The organism is Chryseobacterium glaciei (assembly GCF_001648155.1).
Classification (GTDB): Bacteria; Bacteroidota; Bacteroidia; order Flavobacteriales; family Weeksellaceae; genus Chryseobacterium; species Chryseobacterium glaciei.
Genome location: NZ_CP015199.1, coordinates 1,784,779 through 1,802,601, shown reverse-complemented (window position 1 = coordinate 1,802,601; position 17,823 = coordinate 1,784,779). Strand labels below are relative to the sequence as shown.

Annotated in this window: 12 protein-coding genes; all 12 read right to left on the bottom strand. The window is 35.5% G+C overall.

Annotated elements, in window-relative coordinates; translation table 11 throughout:
* Positions 1 to 48: 48 nt before the first annotated feature.
* The 12 genes from A0O34_RS07980 to dnaB all read right to left on the bottom strand — a co-directional run bounded on the left by A0O34_RS07980 (position 49) and on the right by dnaB (position 17,784).
* A complete protein-coding gene (locus A0O34_RS07980; RefSeq protein ID WP_066753508.1) occupies positions 49 to 1,041 on the bottom strand; it encodes an aspartate-semialdehyde dehydrogenase in 993 nt (330 codons plus the stop codon).
* A gap of 32 nt (positions 1,042 to 1,073) precedes the next feature.
* Positions 1,074 to 1,514, bottom strand: a complete 441-nt coding sequence (locus tag A0O34_RS07975) for a hypothetical protein (protein ID WP_066753506.1) — start codon at positions 1,512 to 1,514, stop codon at positions 1,074 to 1,076.
* A 95-nt stretch (positions 1,515 to 1,609) separates the two neighbouring features.
* Entirely contained in the window at positions 1,610 to 4,246 is a 2,637-nt protein-coding gene (locus A0O34_RS07970) for a TonB-dependent receptor (RefSeq protein ID WP_066753504.1), read from the bottom strand.
* Positions 4,247 to 4,455: 209 nt separating this feature from the next.
* Positions 4,456 to 5,316 (bottom strand): carboxylating nicotinate-nucleotide diphosphorylase, encoded by an 861-nt coding sequence (gene nadC, locus A0O34_RS07965; RefSeq protein WP_066759577.1) that lies wholly within the window; start codon positions 5,314 to 5,316, stop codon positions 4,456 to 4,458.
* A 10-nt stretch (positions 5,317 to 5,326) separates the two neighbouring features.
* The gene (locus tag A0O34_RS07960; RefSeq protein ID WP_157885979.1) at positions 5,327 to 5,968 is read right to left on the bottom strand and encodes a hypothetical protein; all 642 of its coding nucleotides are present in this window, start codon (positions 5,966 to 5,968) and stop codon (positions 5,327 to 5,329) included.
* Between the two features lie 22 nt (positions 5,969 to 5,990).
* Positions 5,991 to 7,562, bottom strand: a complete 1,572-nt coding sequence (nadB, locus tag A0O34_RS07955) for an L-aspartate oxidase (protein ID WP_066753500.1) — start codon at positions 7,560 to 7,562, stop codon at positions 5,991 to 5,993.
* Between the two features lie 31 nt (positions 7,563 to 7,593).
* Positions 7,594 to 8,220, bottom strand: a complete 627-nt coding sequence (locus tag A0O34_RS07950; RefSeq protein WP_066753498.1) for an NAD(P)H-dependent oxidoreductase — start codon at positions 8,218 to 8,220, stop codon at positions 7,594 to 7,596.
* 129 nt (positions 8,221 to 8,349) lie between these two features.
* Complete coding sequence (locus A0O34_RS07945) at positions 8,350 to 10,350, bottom strand: T9SS type B sorting domain-containing protein (protein WP_066753496.1); 2,001 nt, start codon at positions 10,348 to 10,350, stop codon at positions 8,350 to 8,352.
* A gap of 181 nt (positions 10,351 to 10,531) precedes the next feature.
* Complete coding sequence (locus A0O34_RS07940; RefSeq protein ID WP_082891127.1) at positions 10,532 to 12,796, bottom strand: T9SS type B sorting domain-containing protein; 2,265 nt, start codon at positions 12,794 to 12,796, stop codon at positions 10,532 to 10,534.
* Between the two features lie 244 nt (positions 12,797 to 13,040).
* Positions 13,041 to 15,299 carry a T9SS type B sorting domain-containing protein gene (locus A0O34_RS07935; RefSeq protein ID WP_066753491.1) on the bottom strand — a complete coding sequence of 753 codons (2,259 nt, stop codon included), beginning with the start codon at positions 15,297 to 15,299 and terminating at the stop codon, positions 13,041 to 13,043.
* Between the two features lie 167 nt (positions 15,300 to 15,466).
* The gene (rnhA, locus tag A0O34_RS07930; protein WP_066753489.1) at positions 15,467 to 15,943 is read right to left on the bottom strand and encodes a ribonuclease HI; all 477 of its coding nucleotides are present in this window, start codon (positions 15,941 to 15,943) and stop codon (positions 15,467 to 15,469) included.
* A 260-nt stretch (positions 15,944 to 16,203) separates the two neighbouring features.
* A complete protein-coding gene (gene dnaB / locus A0O34_RS07925; RefSeq protein WP_066753487.1) occupies positions 16,204 to 17,784 on the bottom strand; it encodes a replicative DNA helicase in 1,581 nt (526 codons plus the stop codon).
* Between the last annotated feature and the right edge of the window lie 39 nt (positions 17,785 to 17,823).

Genomic DNA, 17,823 nt, shown 5'->3' with positions numbered 1-17,823 from the left:
GATAAAAAAAAGAATCTCAATTTTGAGACTCTTTTTTATTTTGTTAGTTTATACTAAGTTGTTTGCTACCAGGTATTCTGCGATCTGTACTGCGTTGGTTGCAGCTCCTTTTCGCAGATTGTCTGCTACGATCCAGAGATTCAGTGTTTTCGGCTGCGAGAGGTCTCGTCTGATTCTTCCGACGAATACTTCATCTTTTCCTTCTGAATATAGAGGCATTGGATATTCGTTGTTCTTAACGTTGTCCATTACAATTACTCCGGGAGTTTCAGCTAAGATCTTTCTTACTTCATCAAGTTCGAATTCGTTTTCAAATTCGATGTTTACACTTTCAGAATGTCCTCCCTGAACCGGAACTCTTACTGCCGTTGCCGTTAAATTAAATGTATCGTCACCTAAAATCTTCTTAGGCTCTTTCATTAATTTAATTTCTTCTTTCGTATAATCATCATCGGAAAAAACATCACAATGTGGAAGTGCGTTTTTAAAAATTTGATAAGGATATACTTTTGCAACAGAATCGTCTCCGTTTATTTCTCCGTTTAATTGATCTACAGCAGCTTTTCCAGTTCCTGTTACAGATTGGTAGGTAGAAACAATTACTCTTTTTAAATCATATCTTTTGTTTAGCGGACCTAAAACCATCACCAACTGAATCGTAGAACAGTTCGGGTTTGCAATGATTTTATCTTCCTTCGTCAATACATTTGCATTGATCTCCGGAACCACTAATTTTTTATCAGGATCCATTCTCCAAGCAGAAGAATTATCGATCACTGTAATACCTGCTTCTGCAAATTTTGGTGCATATTCAAGCGATGTTGAACCTCCTGCCGAGAAAATTGCGATATCAGGTTTGGCAGCTATAGCGTCGTCGATGCTTACGATAGTGTAATCTACCTGTTTATACTTCACCTGTTTACCAATAGATCTTTCCGAAGCTACCGGAATTAATTCTGTTACAGGGAAATTTCTCTCTTCGAGAACTTTAAGCATCACTTGTCCAACCATTCCTGTTGAACCTACTACAGCTACTTTCATTGTTTGATTAAAAAATTTAAATTAATATATAATTAAGCTCCAAAGACTCTTGTCCATGGAAATGCGAATGCAAATAAACCAACTGCAATTAATCCCATAATTACAATTTTCAAAGAAATAGTATCGCTAGATTTTACTTTTTTATTAATGATTGTCATTAATACTGCTGCAATTAGCATAGAGAATGGATGTTCTACAAATGTTTGTCTGCTATATGCATCTTTCATCAATGTTCCAGCATCTAAAGCGGCTTTGAAACCTGGTGAGAATATGAATAATAAACATATTCCAACTAAGAACTGCACGTGGAAAAAAATCATTGTGAAGAGTGTAGTCTTCTTTAGAAATTTATTCACTTTTCCACTGTATCCGAACATTGTGGTTAAGAGGGCAATAACAAATAATGTTATTAAAAGTAACTCTAAATACCCAAATCCTTTATGAGCACTAAGAAAAATCTTGTAAAAATCCATAATCCTATTTTTTCTTTTTTTCTAGTCACAAATATAGCAAAAATCCCGGCGATAAGCCGGGATTGATATTTATAAAATCTAATGTTTTTATATTATTAGAAGTTGAATGATAATGTTGCAGACCATGTTCTCCCGAATCCGAAATAAACTTGGTTTTGTTGACTAACTCCATTCCAATTTCCTGCTGCTTGATAAGCTGCATAGTTTGTAGTAAGTTGTGCAGGAGTAAGAGTTGAATTAATTGCTCCATACTCTGTTTTAGTAAGGTCTGCAAAGGTATTGGTATTTGATTCAGAAATATAAATTTTATCCAATACATTATATACGTTTCCTCTTACAGTAAAGTATTGTTTAGGATCTTTTAATTTAATTTTAAAAGTAATCCCTAAATCTACTAAACCAAATGTAGGAAGTTTTAGTGCACCTTTCTCTCCAGAAGCTTCATTTTGGAAGTTGATAGGGTTTACGTTAGCATAAAGATTTTTGATACCTCTATACATCCCATCAAATGAGAACCAGTTTGTAGGTTTGAATGTAAATCCTGCAGCAGCAGTAAATTGCGCTGAGCTTCCAACCTTCACTTTGTCTAGGTATAAAGTTGTTGTTGGTGCATTATTTACGTTAATAGGTTCATTAGTTTCTGCAAAAAGGTTACTTGTAGCATTCCCTTTGTAATACCAATCTCCCATTGACAACATACCTGTTAGGGATAACATTTTGTGTACATTAGCAGTTGCGTCAATTTCAATACCTTGGTGAATTTCAGTAATGCCTTGAATGTTAGCATAAGCATTATTGTAAACAGTACCCGTATTAGGGTCTGTAAAATTAATACCTGTTCTTCTTAAGAATCTATCTTTCCAAGAAGTTCTGTAAAGGTTAACGTTAGCATTGAATATTCCTGATCTGAAACCATATCCTAATTCAATTCCAAAGATTTTTTCATTGGTCAAGTTAGGGTTAAGAAAGTTCTTGTTATTTGGATATACAGAGTTTAAAAACGGCTGTTTAGAGTAGTATCCAATATTAGCGAAAACATTATGGTGCTCATCAATATTATAGTTAGTTCCAGCTTTAATATTGTAACCAAGGATATTTTTAAATCCTGTTTTTTGATATAGGACAGGGTTAGTAGCTGTCGGTTGATTTGTCGGGCTTATTAACGTTCCATTAAGAAGAGATTGTCCATCTACAATAAAGTTGTCAATTCTTTGGAAAGCTTGATTAGAAATAGCACCTTGTACGAAAGCTGATAATTTGTCATTAGTATATTCTAATTGACCAAATCCACCATACCATAATACTTCTCCATCATTGTCAAAAGTTACCATATCGTTGATATCGTTTACTTTTCCTCCAAACGGATTCCAAGATGGTTTTGGATTAAACGAATTAGAAACAATATTGTAAGGTTGGTTTTTATTACCTGTATCTTTGAATCCGCTAGCTCCTAATAGATTTGAAATAAGCTGATAGTGATAACCGTAATAATATCTTGCATCAATACCTACAGAGAAATTGAAGTTATCATTAATTTTATGGTTGAAACTAGAAATTGCACCAAACCAGTTATGAGAGTTTACTGAAGATACCTGAGCTATTGTATTTGCACTAGGGGTTGTTGCATTTACTGGAGTTGCAGCATTTGCAGCAAAAATAGCATCCCAGTTAATTTGACCGTCAGCTGTTTTGAAAGTAGCATCATTATATGCTTTAGTTCCTAGTCGTCCAACATTACCGTTTACACCGCCTCCACGACCGAAAGAACCATAAAATACTGTATTTAACTTAGATTTTTCAGAAATATTCCAATCCCAGTTTAAAGATAAAACAGGTTTGTGGTAGTAGTTACTTCTATTAGAAAGTTCTTCTCCATTTCTGTAACCCCAGTCTGGATTGTATTTTCTATTTGGTTCTCCATCTTGTCCTCCATATTTAAAATAATCAGACATAGGAACAAATGTAAATCTGTTATTATGCCATTGTGGAGCTCCAGTCATTGTAAATTGGAACTCATGTTTGCCTCCAGGTTTTTTATAACCTAATGCAAAATAATAGTTATAAGCTTCGAAATCTGTTCCGTTAGCATAAGTTGCTCCTGCTGTTCTGCTCATTAAGAATGATGATGACCATCCGCTAGCAGATTTACCTGTGTTATATGCGAAAAGTGTTTTTAAATAACCATCATTTCCTAAACCAAGTGAAACAGTACCACCTTGTTTTTTGTCAGCAGCTCTTGTTAAGATGTTTACCGTACCTCCAACAGACGCAATTGCAAGTTTAGAAGAACCTAGTCCTCTTTGTACCTGCATAGCAGAAGTTACGTCAGACATACCTGCCCAGTTAGACCAATATACAGCTCCTGATTCCATATCATTCACAGGAACACCATTAATCATTACTGCAATATTTCTTTGATCAAAACCTCTAATGTTAAGTTTCCCTTCACCGAAACCACCACCTCCTTTAACTGCATATACAGATGGAGTAGTATTTAAAATTTCAGGAAATTCTTGATTTCCTAATTTTTCAACAATTTGTGCTTCTTTGATTGTTGAAACAGCAACTGGTGTTTTTCTATCTTTTGCGATATCTGCAACACCGGTTAATATCACTTCTTCAATGTCTTTGGATTTTGTTTTTGTTGAATCCTGAACTTGTTGAGCGTAATAGACACTAGCAGTTGATAAAGTAATTATCGCAGTTAGCATCGATTTGTTGATTAATTTCATAATCGTGAGTAATAGTTAGATTTAATTTTCTGCAAAATTGGGGAAATAAATTTTAACTAATATTAACTGTATGTTAATTTTTACTCAATCTTAATAACTTGTAAGCTATTGATTGTTAGAAATTTAAACTAAAATCGAATTTTCGCATGAAAAAAATCATATTATTGAATTTTTAACAAATAGGGGTTGTTTTTATTAAAAATACAACGCTATTTCACGGCTTTGAGACTCAAATCCATATTCTCTGCGGAATGAGTTAAGGCTCCTGCAGAGATATAAGTCACCCCTGTAGAAGCGATTTCTTTTAACATATCGCGGGTAATTCCTCCTGATGCTTCGGATTCACAAGAGCCATTAATCATTTTTACGGCTTGTTTCATCATCTTTACATTCATATTATCAAGCATGATTCTGTCAACTTTTGCTTTGATGGCTTCCTCAACTTCTTCAAGGTTTCTGGTTTCCACCTCTATTTTTAGTTTTTTCTTGTTCTTTTTGATGTAATCTTTAGCCATTTTCACTGCATTGGTAATGCTTCCATTATAGTCAATGTGGTTGTCTTTGAGCATGATCATATCGTAAAGTCCGTATCTGTGATTGGTTCCGCCACCGATTGCAACTGCCCATTTTTCACAAACTCTGAAATTAGGAGTTGTTTTTCTTGTATCTAAAAGTTTAGTTTTAGTACCTACTAATCGAGAGTCCCAGTCATTGGTAAGGGTTGCGATTCCGCTCATTCTCTGCATGCAGTTTAAGACAAGCCTTTCTGTGGAAAGTATAGATCTTGCGCTTCCAGTGACGATGAAAGCAACATCTCCAACTTTTGCAGGAGCTCCGTCTTTGATGAAATTCTCAACTTTTAAGTTTTTATCAAAAGTTTTAAAAATGATTTCAGCCAATTCTACACCTGCCAAAATACAGTTTTGCTTTACTAAAAGTTTCGCACTCTGCTCAAGATCTTTCGGAATTGTAGAAAGGGTAGAGTGATCTCCATCCTGAATATCCTCTTCTAAAGCGTTTTTTATGAATTGTTTTAAAACTTTATCTGTAACGTAAGCTGGTCTTTTCATATTTTTAATTTTAGTAATAGTAAGATGCTCTGTTTCCGAATAGCAAATCATGAATTACGAAAAGCAAAATTACTTCATTTTCTTTAGCTTTTATTTTTCCGAACTCTATTTTATTTTTTATTCGAATATTGTGTTGGTTGATACCTGAAAATTCTATTAAATATTCACCTTTTGGTTTATATGCATTAGGGTTTTCGGAGTAGAAAAAATATTTCCAGCGAAAATCTTTCCAGTCATATTCCTGATTGTGAAAGAGGATTTTGTCTTTATTAAATTGTAAAATCGGATGTTGATGATTATTTATGTAATTAAAAGTTAAAGGAAGTTTATTGTCATTAATGATTTCATCTAAATCAAATTTATCTTTTCCAAAATTATACGATTTTCCCAATCCAATAATGTTGCATAGTAGATTTAAAGGAAGTGGATGTTTTGCTCTGGAAATAATGATTTTTTTTAAATAATTAAATAGATCTTTTCCTAAAAATACGGAGAGGAAAAAAAATGCCCATCCCATAAAATAGCCTAAACTGTGATGTTTTAAAACGAAAATAAGAAGCCAAAAAATTCCAAAAACAATTGCCAGCATTAATACCCTTAAAAAGTATAAAATATTAACAATTGTCAAAATTCTCAAGCTGAATATCTCCATTGATCCTTGCTTTAAAACTTTTTTAAGCTAAATCTTTATTATAAAATGCTCCTTTATTCTCAGTCATTTCCATAGATTGGGTGATGATGAGGTGAGCAACGGTTGTTAAATTTCTCAGTTCAGACAATTGTGGAGAAAGAATAGAGTAGTGGTAGATCTCGTCAACAGCGGCGGCAATTTCCTGATGTTTTTGTAGCGCCATATTTAAACGTTTGTTGCTTCTTACGATTCCGACAAGGTCGCTCATCATTTCCTGAAGTTGTTTTCTTAAATATGAAACGATTACCATTTCGTCCATGATTTTCATGCCTTCTTCATTCCATTCCGGAACGGCTTTTAAATCATCAAAGTTGAAATTATTTTCATTAAGTAATGCCATTGTTTTCATGGCGGCATTGTGTCCGAAAACTAAACCTTCAAGTAAAGAATTGGAAGCAAGTCTATTGGCTCCGTGTAATCCTGAGTTTGTACATTCTCCCACAGCAAAAAGGTTTTTGATGGATGATTGTCCATCTTTGTCAACTTCAATTCCGCCCATCAAATAATGACAAGCTGGAACTACAGGAATCAATTGAGTGAAAGGATCGATTGCTTCTTCTCTACATTTTTTATAAATATTTGGGAAGTGTTCCAAGAACTTTTCATGATCCATGTCGCGACAGTCTAAGCCGACATATTCATCACCGGAAACTTTCATTTCATTGTCAATTGCTCTTGCAACAATATCTCTTGAGGCTAATTCTTCACGCTCATCATATTTCTGCATGAATTTTTCGCCTCTTTTTGTTCTTAATTTTGCACCATCTCCACGTACAGCTTCTGAAATTAAAAATAACATTCCATCAATTTTGCTATATAAAGCTGTTGGGTGAAACTGATAATACTGCATATTGGAAACCTGACCTTTCGCACGGGCTACAAAAGCAATTCCGTCACCTGTTGCAATTTTTGGATTAGTGGTGTTTTTATAAACATGTCCTGCTCCTCCCGTAGCAACCAAAGTGATTTTGGACGTGATTTTTTTTATCGTTTTAGATTTTTCATCTAAAATATAAGCTCCATAACAATGGATGTCGCCTTGGTTTAGTTCTTTGCCCGGCACATGGTGTTGTGTAATGATATCGATTACATAATGATGATCTAGGATCTCAATGTTTGGGCTCTTGTTAGCTGTTTCCAAAAGGGCTCTTTCGATCTCGAAACCAGTAATGTCTTTATGGTGAACAATTCTGTTTTCCGTATGGCCGCCTTCTCTTCCTAAAGCAAATTCTCCATTTTTCTTGTCAAAATTAGCGCCCCATTCTACGATTTCGTTGAATCTTGCCGGAGCTTCCCTTACGACCATTTCTACAACATCGCGTTTGTTTTCACCGTCTCCGGCACGCATGGTGTCCTCAATATGTTTTTCAAAATTATCATTTTTAGAATCTGTAACTACTGCTAAACCGCCTTGTGCATATTTGGTGTTGCTTTCGTCTTCATCAGATTTTGTAACTATGATTATTTTGGCATCGGGAAGTTGCTCAGAAACTTTTATGGCATAAGAAAGTCCCGAAATACCGGAACCAATTACTAATACATCCGCTTTTATCATATGCTTGCTTTAAGTACAATCGTCTAAATAATTAAATAAATTTAAACAATTTTTCGTTTGGTTTTCTTACTTTTTTCATGTGTTGGAAATGATCTTCCTCAGAACGGTAACCTAATGCCAGAGTGACAGTCACTTTTTCTGTTTCGGGATCGATGTTTAGAATTTCTTCAATCAGATCTTGACGGTAGCCTTCCATAGGACAAGTGTCAACATTTTCTATAGCTGCGGCATACATTAAATTAGCCAAAACTATATAAGATTGTTTTTCTGCCCAATTGAAAATTTCATCGTTGTTTTTTTGAGTAATATGTTGATTGATGCTGTTTTTGAAGAGGTCGAGGTTCTCTAACGGAACATCTCTTACTTCAGAAATATGATTAAAATAACCTTGAATATAGCTTTCTCCAATTGTCTTTTTTGAAATAATGACAATAAGATGAGAGCATGTAGATATTTGTGATGGATTATAAAATGCCGGAATTAATTTTTGCTTCATTTCTTCACTTTCCACCACTGTAATTTTGTAGGGTTGAAGGCCTAGCGAACTTGCAGACAGCTTTCCTGACTCAAGAATGTTGTGAAGTGTTTCCTGAGGAATAATTTCGTGGTTGAATTTCTTTACAGAATATCTTCTGCTTAAAGCTTCCAAATAATTCATATGACAAATTTAGGAATTGGATGTGAATAAAATAAGCTTAAAACGAAATATCTCGTACTAAATTATGCAAAAAAGAATCACTCCAAAAAAATTGAAGTGATTCTTTTATTATTTGAAATGGATATTGTATTAATCTCTATTCTTAACCAGTACCCAACCTGAATATTTAATTGGTGTATTTTTCTTGTCATTTTCGTTCCATGTTACAGAATACCAGTAGCTTCCTGTAGAAATTTTTCTTCCTGCGATGGTTCCGTCCCATCTGTATCTTGTGGATTTGTCACCTTGATGGATTTTAGCTCCGTATCTGTCGAAAACATTGAATACAAGATTTTGTTTGCTTGCAAGAGATGAATAATCAATAGCGTCGTTTATTCCGTCTCCGTTTGGAGTGATTACGTTGATGATATTCGGAACAACAATCGTAATGTCGATAGGTTCGCAATCGTAAGCGTCTTTTATATAAATTTTATTATCTCCTCTCGGAACATCCTTAAATTCATTTGAATCCTGCCAGTTAACATTATCCATTGAATATTTGTAAGGAGCACTTCCGCCCATTGCATGTACTGTTACATCATTGCTTGAAATATCAACACTTGTAATTACCGGTTGCTCTGAAGGATAAACTTTCACAGTCTGAATGGCAGTACAGTCTCCTGTTTTTAGTTTTACCCAATACGTTCCAACACTAACATTATTGATGGATGGTGTTATCGCTCCTGTGCTCCATTCGTAAGCACCGAATCCAGAACCTGCATCTAGTGTCGTTTTGTCTTCAATACAGATTGTTTTATCTTTTAAAACGGTAGAATAAACCGGAGCGAGTACAATTAAATTTACTTTCGCAATTGAAAAACAGCCATCTGAATTGGTTACTCGTATGTATACAACACCAGTTGGAGCGATATAAGCTGCTGCCAAGGTGGAACTGATTTCATTTGTTCCGTTTTGCGCATCTGTTAATGAAGGATAATATTTTTTAGTAGTTCCGGGTGTTGATGTTACAGAAGCATTAGTAAGGTTAAATAAACCTGTTGCAGGATTTGTTTCAATGAAACAGGCTCTCAATGTTGCATCGTTAACTGTCACGGTTGGGGCGACTTTTAAAACTACCGTTGCATCATTATTATCACACAATACAGATGTTGGATCTTTTATGACAACAGAAATATTGGTGGTTGAATTATATTGAAAATTGGTAGGATTGGGAATTGGAGTTCCGCTTCCTGTAATATAATATGTAAAGTTGTAGTTATTAGGGTTTGCTGTAAACTGCGGGTTCAATGATGTTAAATCAATACTTGACATTCCTGCTAAGTCTGGGCAGAGAGTCTTAGTAATTGCGGTTTGTAAAAGAGGAATTTTATCTACATAAACTTTTACATTTTTAATAGAATGTCTTGATCTTGCACCTCCTGTAGAAGCTGAAAATCCAAAATATCCCACAGTCATTGCTGCGGCTGCACCAGATGGAGCAAAGGATTGATTGACGATCAACGTACCATTAATGCTTATTTTTACAATCCAACTGGCCGGAGCGGCTGGGTCTACTTCTCCGCTCACTTCAACATGTTTATAAGTTGTTCCCTGAAATGGTAATGTTGCGTTAAGGTCTGGCGAATGGAAAGAGCTTCCCGGAACATTAAAGAATTCAGAATTATTGGTATCTAAAGTGTTGGCAACCTGTCCGTAAGCGACATGCACTTTACTCATTCCTGAACTTCCTGTTGCATTATTGTAAGTGTCAAAAGCTGTAATGAAACCTATTGCGTTTTGAGAAACTCCGATTCCTGATCCCAATACGCTGGCAATGGGTGGGTTGGCTAAATACCAGAATGCTATTCCGTCACCGTTGTAGGTTTGGTTTGAATCCATTCTAAAGTCGAATTCTACTCTCCATTTGTCACAATATTTTAAGTTAATTGGGTCGTTTAGGCGTATAGAACCGGATTTATCATTGGTGTCCGGAGTAAGCTGTACAAAATCTGTATTCACAACTGTAGGCGCTACCATTGTCCATCCCGTTGTGTTTACAGGATTTCCTGCAAGTTGATAAGTTTGTGAAAAAAGATGTGCAGGAAAGGAAACTAAAATGATAAATAAATAAAAAAGTATAGGTTTTTTCATTTTGTATAGGTTGTTTTTTGTGATATAATTAATATTCAGTGTTTTAGCGATTTATCAGTAAATAATTAGTGAAAAATAGATTAAACGTAAATTTAATACACCGTTCCGCTTTTAGGGGTCTATTCTAAAAAGAACCACTTTAAACTTTTAAAGTGATTCTTTTATATAGAATAATTCTGTCTTAATCTCTATTCTTAACCAATACCCATCCTGAGTATTTGAAAGGCGTATTTTTCTTATCATTTTCATTCCATGTTACAGAATACCAGTAGCTTCCTGTGGGAACTTTTCTTCCTGCGATAGTTCCATCCCATCTGTATCTTGTAGATTTGTCGCCTTGATGGATCTTAGCTCCGTATCTGTCGAATACATTAAAGACAAGGTTTTTCTTATTAGCTAATGCAGAATAATCAATAGCGTCGTTTATTCCGTCTCCGTTTGGAGTAATTACGTTGATAATATTAGGAACAACAATCGTGATATCAATAGGTTCGCAATCGTAAGCATCTTTTACATATACTTTATTGTCACCTCTCGGTACATTTTTGAATATGTTAGAATCCTGCCAGTTAATATTATCCATTGAATATTGATAAGCCGGAGTTCCTCCCATTACATTAATGGTGATTGTTGTAGTTGAAATATCAACATTTGTGATAACAGGCTGTTCTGCAGGGAAAATTGTTACTTTTTGAGTTGCTATACAATCTCCTGTTTTAATTTTCACCCAATATGTTCCAACTCCTACATTGCTGATAGATTGAGTTGTAGCTCCTGTACTCCATTGATATGAACTAAATCCAGGCCCTGCGTCCAGAGTGGTTTTGTCTTCCATACAAATTGTTTTATCCTTCAAAACAGCTGAATAAACCGGAGCAATTACGATTAAGGTTACTTTTGCAATCGCATAACATCCGTTTCCGTTTGTAACTTTAATGTATACTACACCATTTGGAGCTGTATATGCCGCTGCTGCTGTAGCCGGAATTTCATTTGTGCCGTTTTGTGCATCAGCTAAAGACGGGTAATATTTTTTAGTAATTCCTCCCAGTGTTGTTACAGAAGCATTCGTAAGATTAAATAAACCCGTTGAAGGATTTGTTTCAATGAAACAAGCTCTCAATGTTACATCATTTACTGTTACAACGGCGAAATGGTTTAGTGTAATTTTTGCATTAGAAACACAACCTTGGGGAGTTGTTACTTTTACATAGATAAAACCTGGAGCAGAAGAATATGTAGTTGGATTTAAAATCTCGTTAGTTCCTGCGTTGAGGTCTGCTAATGTTGGGTAGAATTTTTTTGTTACTCCGGTAACTGTTGTTACAGCTGCTGTTGTAAGGTCAAATATTGCTACTCCAGCATTATTGTTGTTACACCCGGTTAATGTTGCATCAACGGCAGCGAAAGGAGTTGGATTTAATTTAATGACCCCATCTCCATTATCACATAATGTAGATGATGGATCTTTAACCACTACCGTTATTGTTGTGTTTCCAGAATATGGAAAGTTGGTTGGGTTGGTAATAGGTACTCCGCCAGGTCCAAAATAAGTGATAATGTAATTGGCAGGATTAGCTACAAATTGAGTGTTGTATGATGTTAAATCTACAGTTCCTGTTCCTGTTGCAGGGTTTACGCATACAAAAGGAGTGATCGTATTTGTTAAAATAGGAACTTTATCGATGAAAATTTTTGCATTTTTAATTGAGTGTCTTGCACTGGCACCTCCTGTTGCTGCTGAAAACCCAAAATATCCGGTTGTCATCCCTATTGCTCCTCCTGATGGTGCAAACGATTGATCAGTAATTAATACTCCATCGATTCTTATTTTGATAAGCCAGTTTGTTGGGATGGCAGGATCGGTTTCTCCATTTACTTCAACATGTTTGTAAGTAGGCCCTACAAACGGCTGAGTTGCGATAAGATCCGGAGAATGGAAAGTACTTCCAGGAGTTGTATTGTATTCAATATTATTATTAAGACCATTGTTTGTTCCGTATAAAACGTGAACTTTACTCATTTGTCCTTCAGTAGTGTTGTTAAAAATATCAAAACCTACCATAAGACCATTTGCATTTGCAGGAATTCCAAGTCCTCCTCCTGATACAAATCCTGCCGGAGGATTAGCAAGATACCAAAATGTAAATCCGTCTCCTCTTCCGAATGCAGTAGTTCCGTTTCCATCAATTCTGAAATCGAATTCTACTTTCCATTTATCGCAATATTTCAAATTGATAGGAGCTGCCAGTTTTATTGCGCCATAAAGTCCTCCCGTATCTGCTGTGAGCTGTACAAAATCACCACCAGCGATGTTCGCGCTTGAGACCAAGTCCCATCCTGTGGTTACCACAGGGTTTCCTGTAAGCTGATAAGTCTGAGAAAACATTTTTCCAGACAAGCAGAGTAAAATGATGTAAAAATAAGTGAGTAAAGTTTTTTTCATTTGAAGCAAGTTGGTTAGATTATTAATGTTGTAAATATATTGAATTTCTATTATTTAACATTCTAAAAATGTTAATTATGTAATTTAATTTATTATAATTGTAATAAAAAATCATTTATATAGTTAAAAACGTAATTCTAGTTAAAAATATAAACCACAATGTTCCCAAATTGAGATTGGCTTGAAAGGCAGATATATAGTTCATAAAAAACTCACTCCGATTATGGAGTGAGTTTTAAATATATTATTCTCTATTTTTTACAAGTACCCAGCCAGAATATTTTGTTTGAGTATTGTTTTTATCATTTTCATTCCAAGAGATAGTGTACCAGTAAGTGGCTGTAACTATTTTCTTGCCGGAAGCAGTGCCGTCCCATCTGTAATTTTTGATTTTATCAGCTTGGAAAAGCTTATTTCCATATCTGTCGAATACTGTAAACACTAGGTTTTTCTTGTAGGCAAGCGCAGAATAATCAATAAAATCATTAATGTTATCTCCGTTTGGAGTAATTGCATTGATCAAATTAGGAACCGTGATTTGTACTTGGATAGGCTCACAATTGTAGAAATCTTTAACGTAAACTTTTACTTCTCCTCTTGCAAGGTTTTCGAAATAATTAGAGTCCTGCCAAGTGATTCCGTCCAGAGAGTATTTGTAAGGTGGAGTTCCTCCGTTTACATTTACAGTAATTGTATTATTATTAATATCAATGCTTGAAATTACAGGTTGTGCAGAAGGATTTACTTTTATAATTTGAGTTGTGATACAGCCTCCGGTTTTTAATTTTACCCAATAAATTCCTACAGGAACATTAGTGATAGTCTGAGTTGTTGCTCCGGTGCTCCATTCGTATCCGTCAAAACCTGCCCCTGCATCAAGAGTAGTTTTAGCATCAATACATATGATTTTGTCTTTTAAAACTGATGATGTAACCGGAGTTAAAACGACAAGATTTATTTTCGCAAAACTGAAACAGCCGTTTGCTGTAGTTGTTACTTTTACATATATCGTTGCGTTAGCCGAAATATATGTTGTAGGATTTACAATTTCGTTGGTTCCTGCTGTTGCATCTGCTAATGTTAGGTAGTATTTTTTTGTAGTACTGCCAAGCGCTGTGACATTTGCTGTAGTTAAATTAAATACTGCCGTTGTTGGTGCAGTTTCAATAAAACATGATCGTAAAGTAGCATCAGTTACAACAACAAGCGGGTGGAAAGCTAGTGTAATTTGTGCTGAACCAGTACATCCTTGTGAGGTTGTTACTTTTACAAAAACAACTCCTGCTCCAGAAGTATACGCTGAAGGATTGGTGATCTCATTGATTCCCGCGTTGAGGTCTGCCATTGTTTTGTAGTACTTTTTGGTAACTCCAAGAACACCGGTTACATTCGTTGTTGTAAGGTTGAATGTTGCAGATCCTATATTGTTGTTATTACATTCTGTAAGTGTTGCATTATTTGCGCTGAATGGCGATAGTGATAACTGTATCTTACCATCAGCATTATCACACAGTATTCCGGCATTATCTTTTACAACAACTGTTATTGTTGTATTGGCGTTATATTGATACGCTGTCGGGTTAGCAATTGGCGTTGAACTTCCTAATACATAATAAGTAAAAGTGTAGTTAGCTGGAGTCGCAACAAACTGATTATTATATGAAGTCAAATTCACAGTTGCGGATCCTGTTCCCGGGTTAGGACAGAAAGATTGTGTAACAGTTGGTTGTAGAATTGGAACTTTATCGGTGTAAATTTTTACATTTTTAATAGAATGTCTTGATCTGTTTCCTCCTGTTGAAGCAGAAAATCCGAAATATCCGATCGTCATTGCAGCAGCTGCACCTGAAGGAACAAAAGGCTGATTACAGATAATGTTTCCATCAATTGTAATCTTGATCGTCCAGCCAGTAGGAGAGGCAGAATTTACTTCAGCCGTTACTTCAACATGTTTATAAGTTGTTCCCTGAAATGGTAAAGTTGTATTCATATCCGGGGAGTGGAAAGAACTTCCTGCGACATTAAAGAATTCTACGTTGTTGGTGTCGGTAGTGTTAACAACCTGCCCGTATGCAACGTGAACTTTGCTCATTACAGCGGTAGTTGTGTTGTTGTAAGTGTCGAATCCTACAATTAAACCAACGGCATTTTGAGAAACTCCAAGACCTGAGCCTAATACACTTGCTACAGGCGGATTTGCCAGATACCAGAATGCAAGACCATCTCCGTTAGCGGTTTGGTTGGAGTCCATTCTGAAATCAAATTCAACCCTCCATTTATCACAGTATTTTAAGTTGATTGGATCGTTCAGTCTTATAGATCCCGATTGGTTGTTCGTATCCGGGGTAAGCTGAATAAAATCAGTGTTTACCTGTGTGGGAGAAACCATTGTCCATCCTGTTGTAGTAACAGGATTTCCTGTGAGCTGATACGTTTGAGCAGAAGCTTTTCCGAAAAAGCTGGAAAAAACAATAGTAGAATAAGCGAGTAGTTTTTTTATCATTTAGTAACGCACTTTAAATTAGACGCGTAAAGATATTAAATCCTAATCAATAAATATGTATTCAATGTTAATCTTACAGAAAATAATGATTATTTTGTAATAAAAAGTAGTTTGAGTGGCGAAATAATTAAAATTGTTAACCTAAATTTAGATTTATTAAAATTAAATTAAAAGAGAGAGTTGTTTTCGAGAGATTCAAAATAGGTATCAATCTCCAAATTGCCTGAAGCAGCGGCAGCAACAGCTAATTTATCACATAACTCGTTTTCAAAGTGCCCTGCATGCCCTTTAATCCAGTGCATTTTGGGTTTGTGGGTATTGTAAAGTTCAATGAATTTTTTCCAGAGATCAGGGTTTTTTACATTTTTCCAGCCTCTTTTTATCCATCCGGCGATCCAGTTTTGATTGATGGCGTCAGATACATATTTACTATCGGTGAAGACGTGAATGTCGTTGTCGGGAGATTTTAATTTTTCCAACGCTGTAATGACAGCCAGAAGTTCCATTCTGTTGTTGGTTGTTTTACGAAAGCCTTTTGAGAAAGTTTTCTGATAATTTTTTTCAGGTACGCGCATGACGATTCCGTAACCTCCTTTTCCGGGATTTCCGCTGCAGGCGCCGTCTGTGTATATTTCGATTCTCAAATCTGTTGTATGTAAAAATTAAAATCGTTTGAAATTTTTAAATAATTAACCACAAAAGCTTTATTATTTAAACACTTTAGATCACTTAAGTTTTAGAGTTTATTACTTTAAAAATAAAAAGTACAAATAAGATAAAAATCAAAGATTTTTGAAAACTTAAGTGTTCTTTAATGAGCTTTATTTTAAACTTAAAATACTTAAGTGTCAAAAAAATATGGACTTAATATGAAAGTCTTTATAAGTAAAATTATCCTTAAATTTTAAAAAGGAAAATCATCTTCATCATCAAAGTCATTCATCGAAGAACCTGAAAGTTTAGAACTATCCGGTAAGTCAAATGCTGCACCCGGTTGAATGGTCGTTTTTATTTTATCAAAACCACTAGGTTCAGGTGTGCCGAAATCAGAAGGGAAACCTCCGCCTGTCGCGTGTTCAATATCTCCAAATTTCGCAAAATGTTTTAAGAAAGATAGTCTAACGTCTGCTGTAGCACCATTTCTGTGTTTTGCAATAATAAGCTCGGCTTGGTTTTCTGTTGTTGTTTCCTGTCCTTCATCATCATTATCCCAAACAGTAATTTTGTAATATTCCGGTCTGAAGATAAATGACACAATATCCGCATCCTGCTCAATCGCTCCGGACTCCCTTAGATCTGAAAGTTGAGGTCTTTTTCCGGGACGGGTTTCCACACTTCTTGAAAGCTGTGAAAGTGCAATTACAGGAACATTTAATTCTTTTGCAATTGCTTTTAATGAACGTGAGATCATGGAAATTTCCTGTTCACGGTTTCCAACACCTTTTCCACCACTACCAGCTGTCATCAGTTGGAGATAATCGACCATGATTAGTTTTACATCATGCTGCATTACCAGTCTTCGGCATTTTGCGCGGAAATCGAATATCGAAAGGGAAGGAGTTTCATCAATAAAAAGCGGAGCATTTTCCAGCTCGGAAACGTTGGAGAAAAGTCTTTGCCATTCTTCGTCATCCAGAGTTCCTTTTCTTAATTTTTCGGATGAAATTCTTGTTTCAGAGGCGATCATTCTGGTGATCAACTGTACAGACGCCATCTCCAGAGAGAAAAGTACCATCGGAATTTTATGTCCTACAGCAATATTTCTCGCCATCGAAAGTAGAAACGCTGTTTTTCCCATCGCGGGACGGGCAGCAATAATGATAAGGTCGGAATTTTGCCAACCCCCGGTTTCTTTATCGATATCTCTAAATCCTGAAGGTACTCCGGAGATTCCTTCTTTGTCTTTTAGGGATTTAATGGTTTCAATCGCTTGTTTTACCAATGAGTTTGCTGTGTCGAAACCTTTTTTGATGGTTCCGTTGGTGATCTCAAAGAATGACTGTTCGGCTTTATCTAAAAGTTCAAAAACGTCGGTAGATTCCTTGTATGACGAATCAATTACGTTGGCGGAAACATTAATTAAACTTCTTAAAATATATTTTTCAAGGATAACACGAACGTGATATTCAATATGCGCAGAGGAGCTGACTCCCATCGTAAGATCAACAATATAGTGATCACCACCCGCCAAAAGAAGTTTCTCTTCCTTTTTAAGTTCCTGAATAACTGTCATTAAATCAACAGGATGGTTTCCTTCGTATAATTTTAGAACGGCTGTGAAAATCACCTGATGTCTCGGATCATAAAATACTTCAGGAGTAAGAAGGTCAATGGAATGGTCTAGCCCTTTTTTATCAATTAAAAAAGTACCGATAACCAATCTTTCAAAATCTACTGCATTAGGAGGCATTTTTCCATCAGCAATTGACAACTCTTTCGCGAAGTTTCCGTGGGTAAGAGATGATAATGTTTCTTTCTGCGCCATTGTGCAAAGATAGGTTATTTCAAAAATAATCTGAAAATA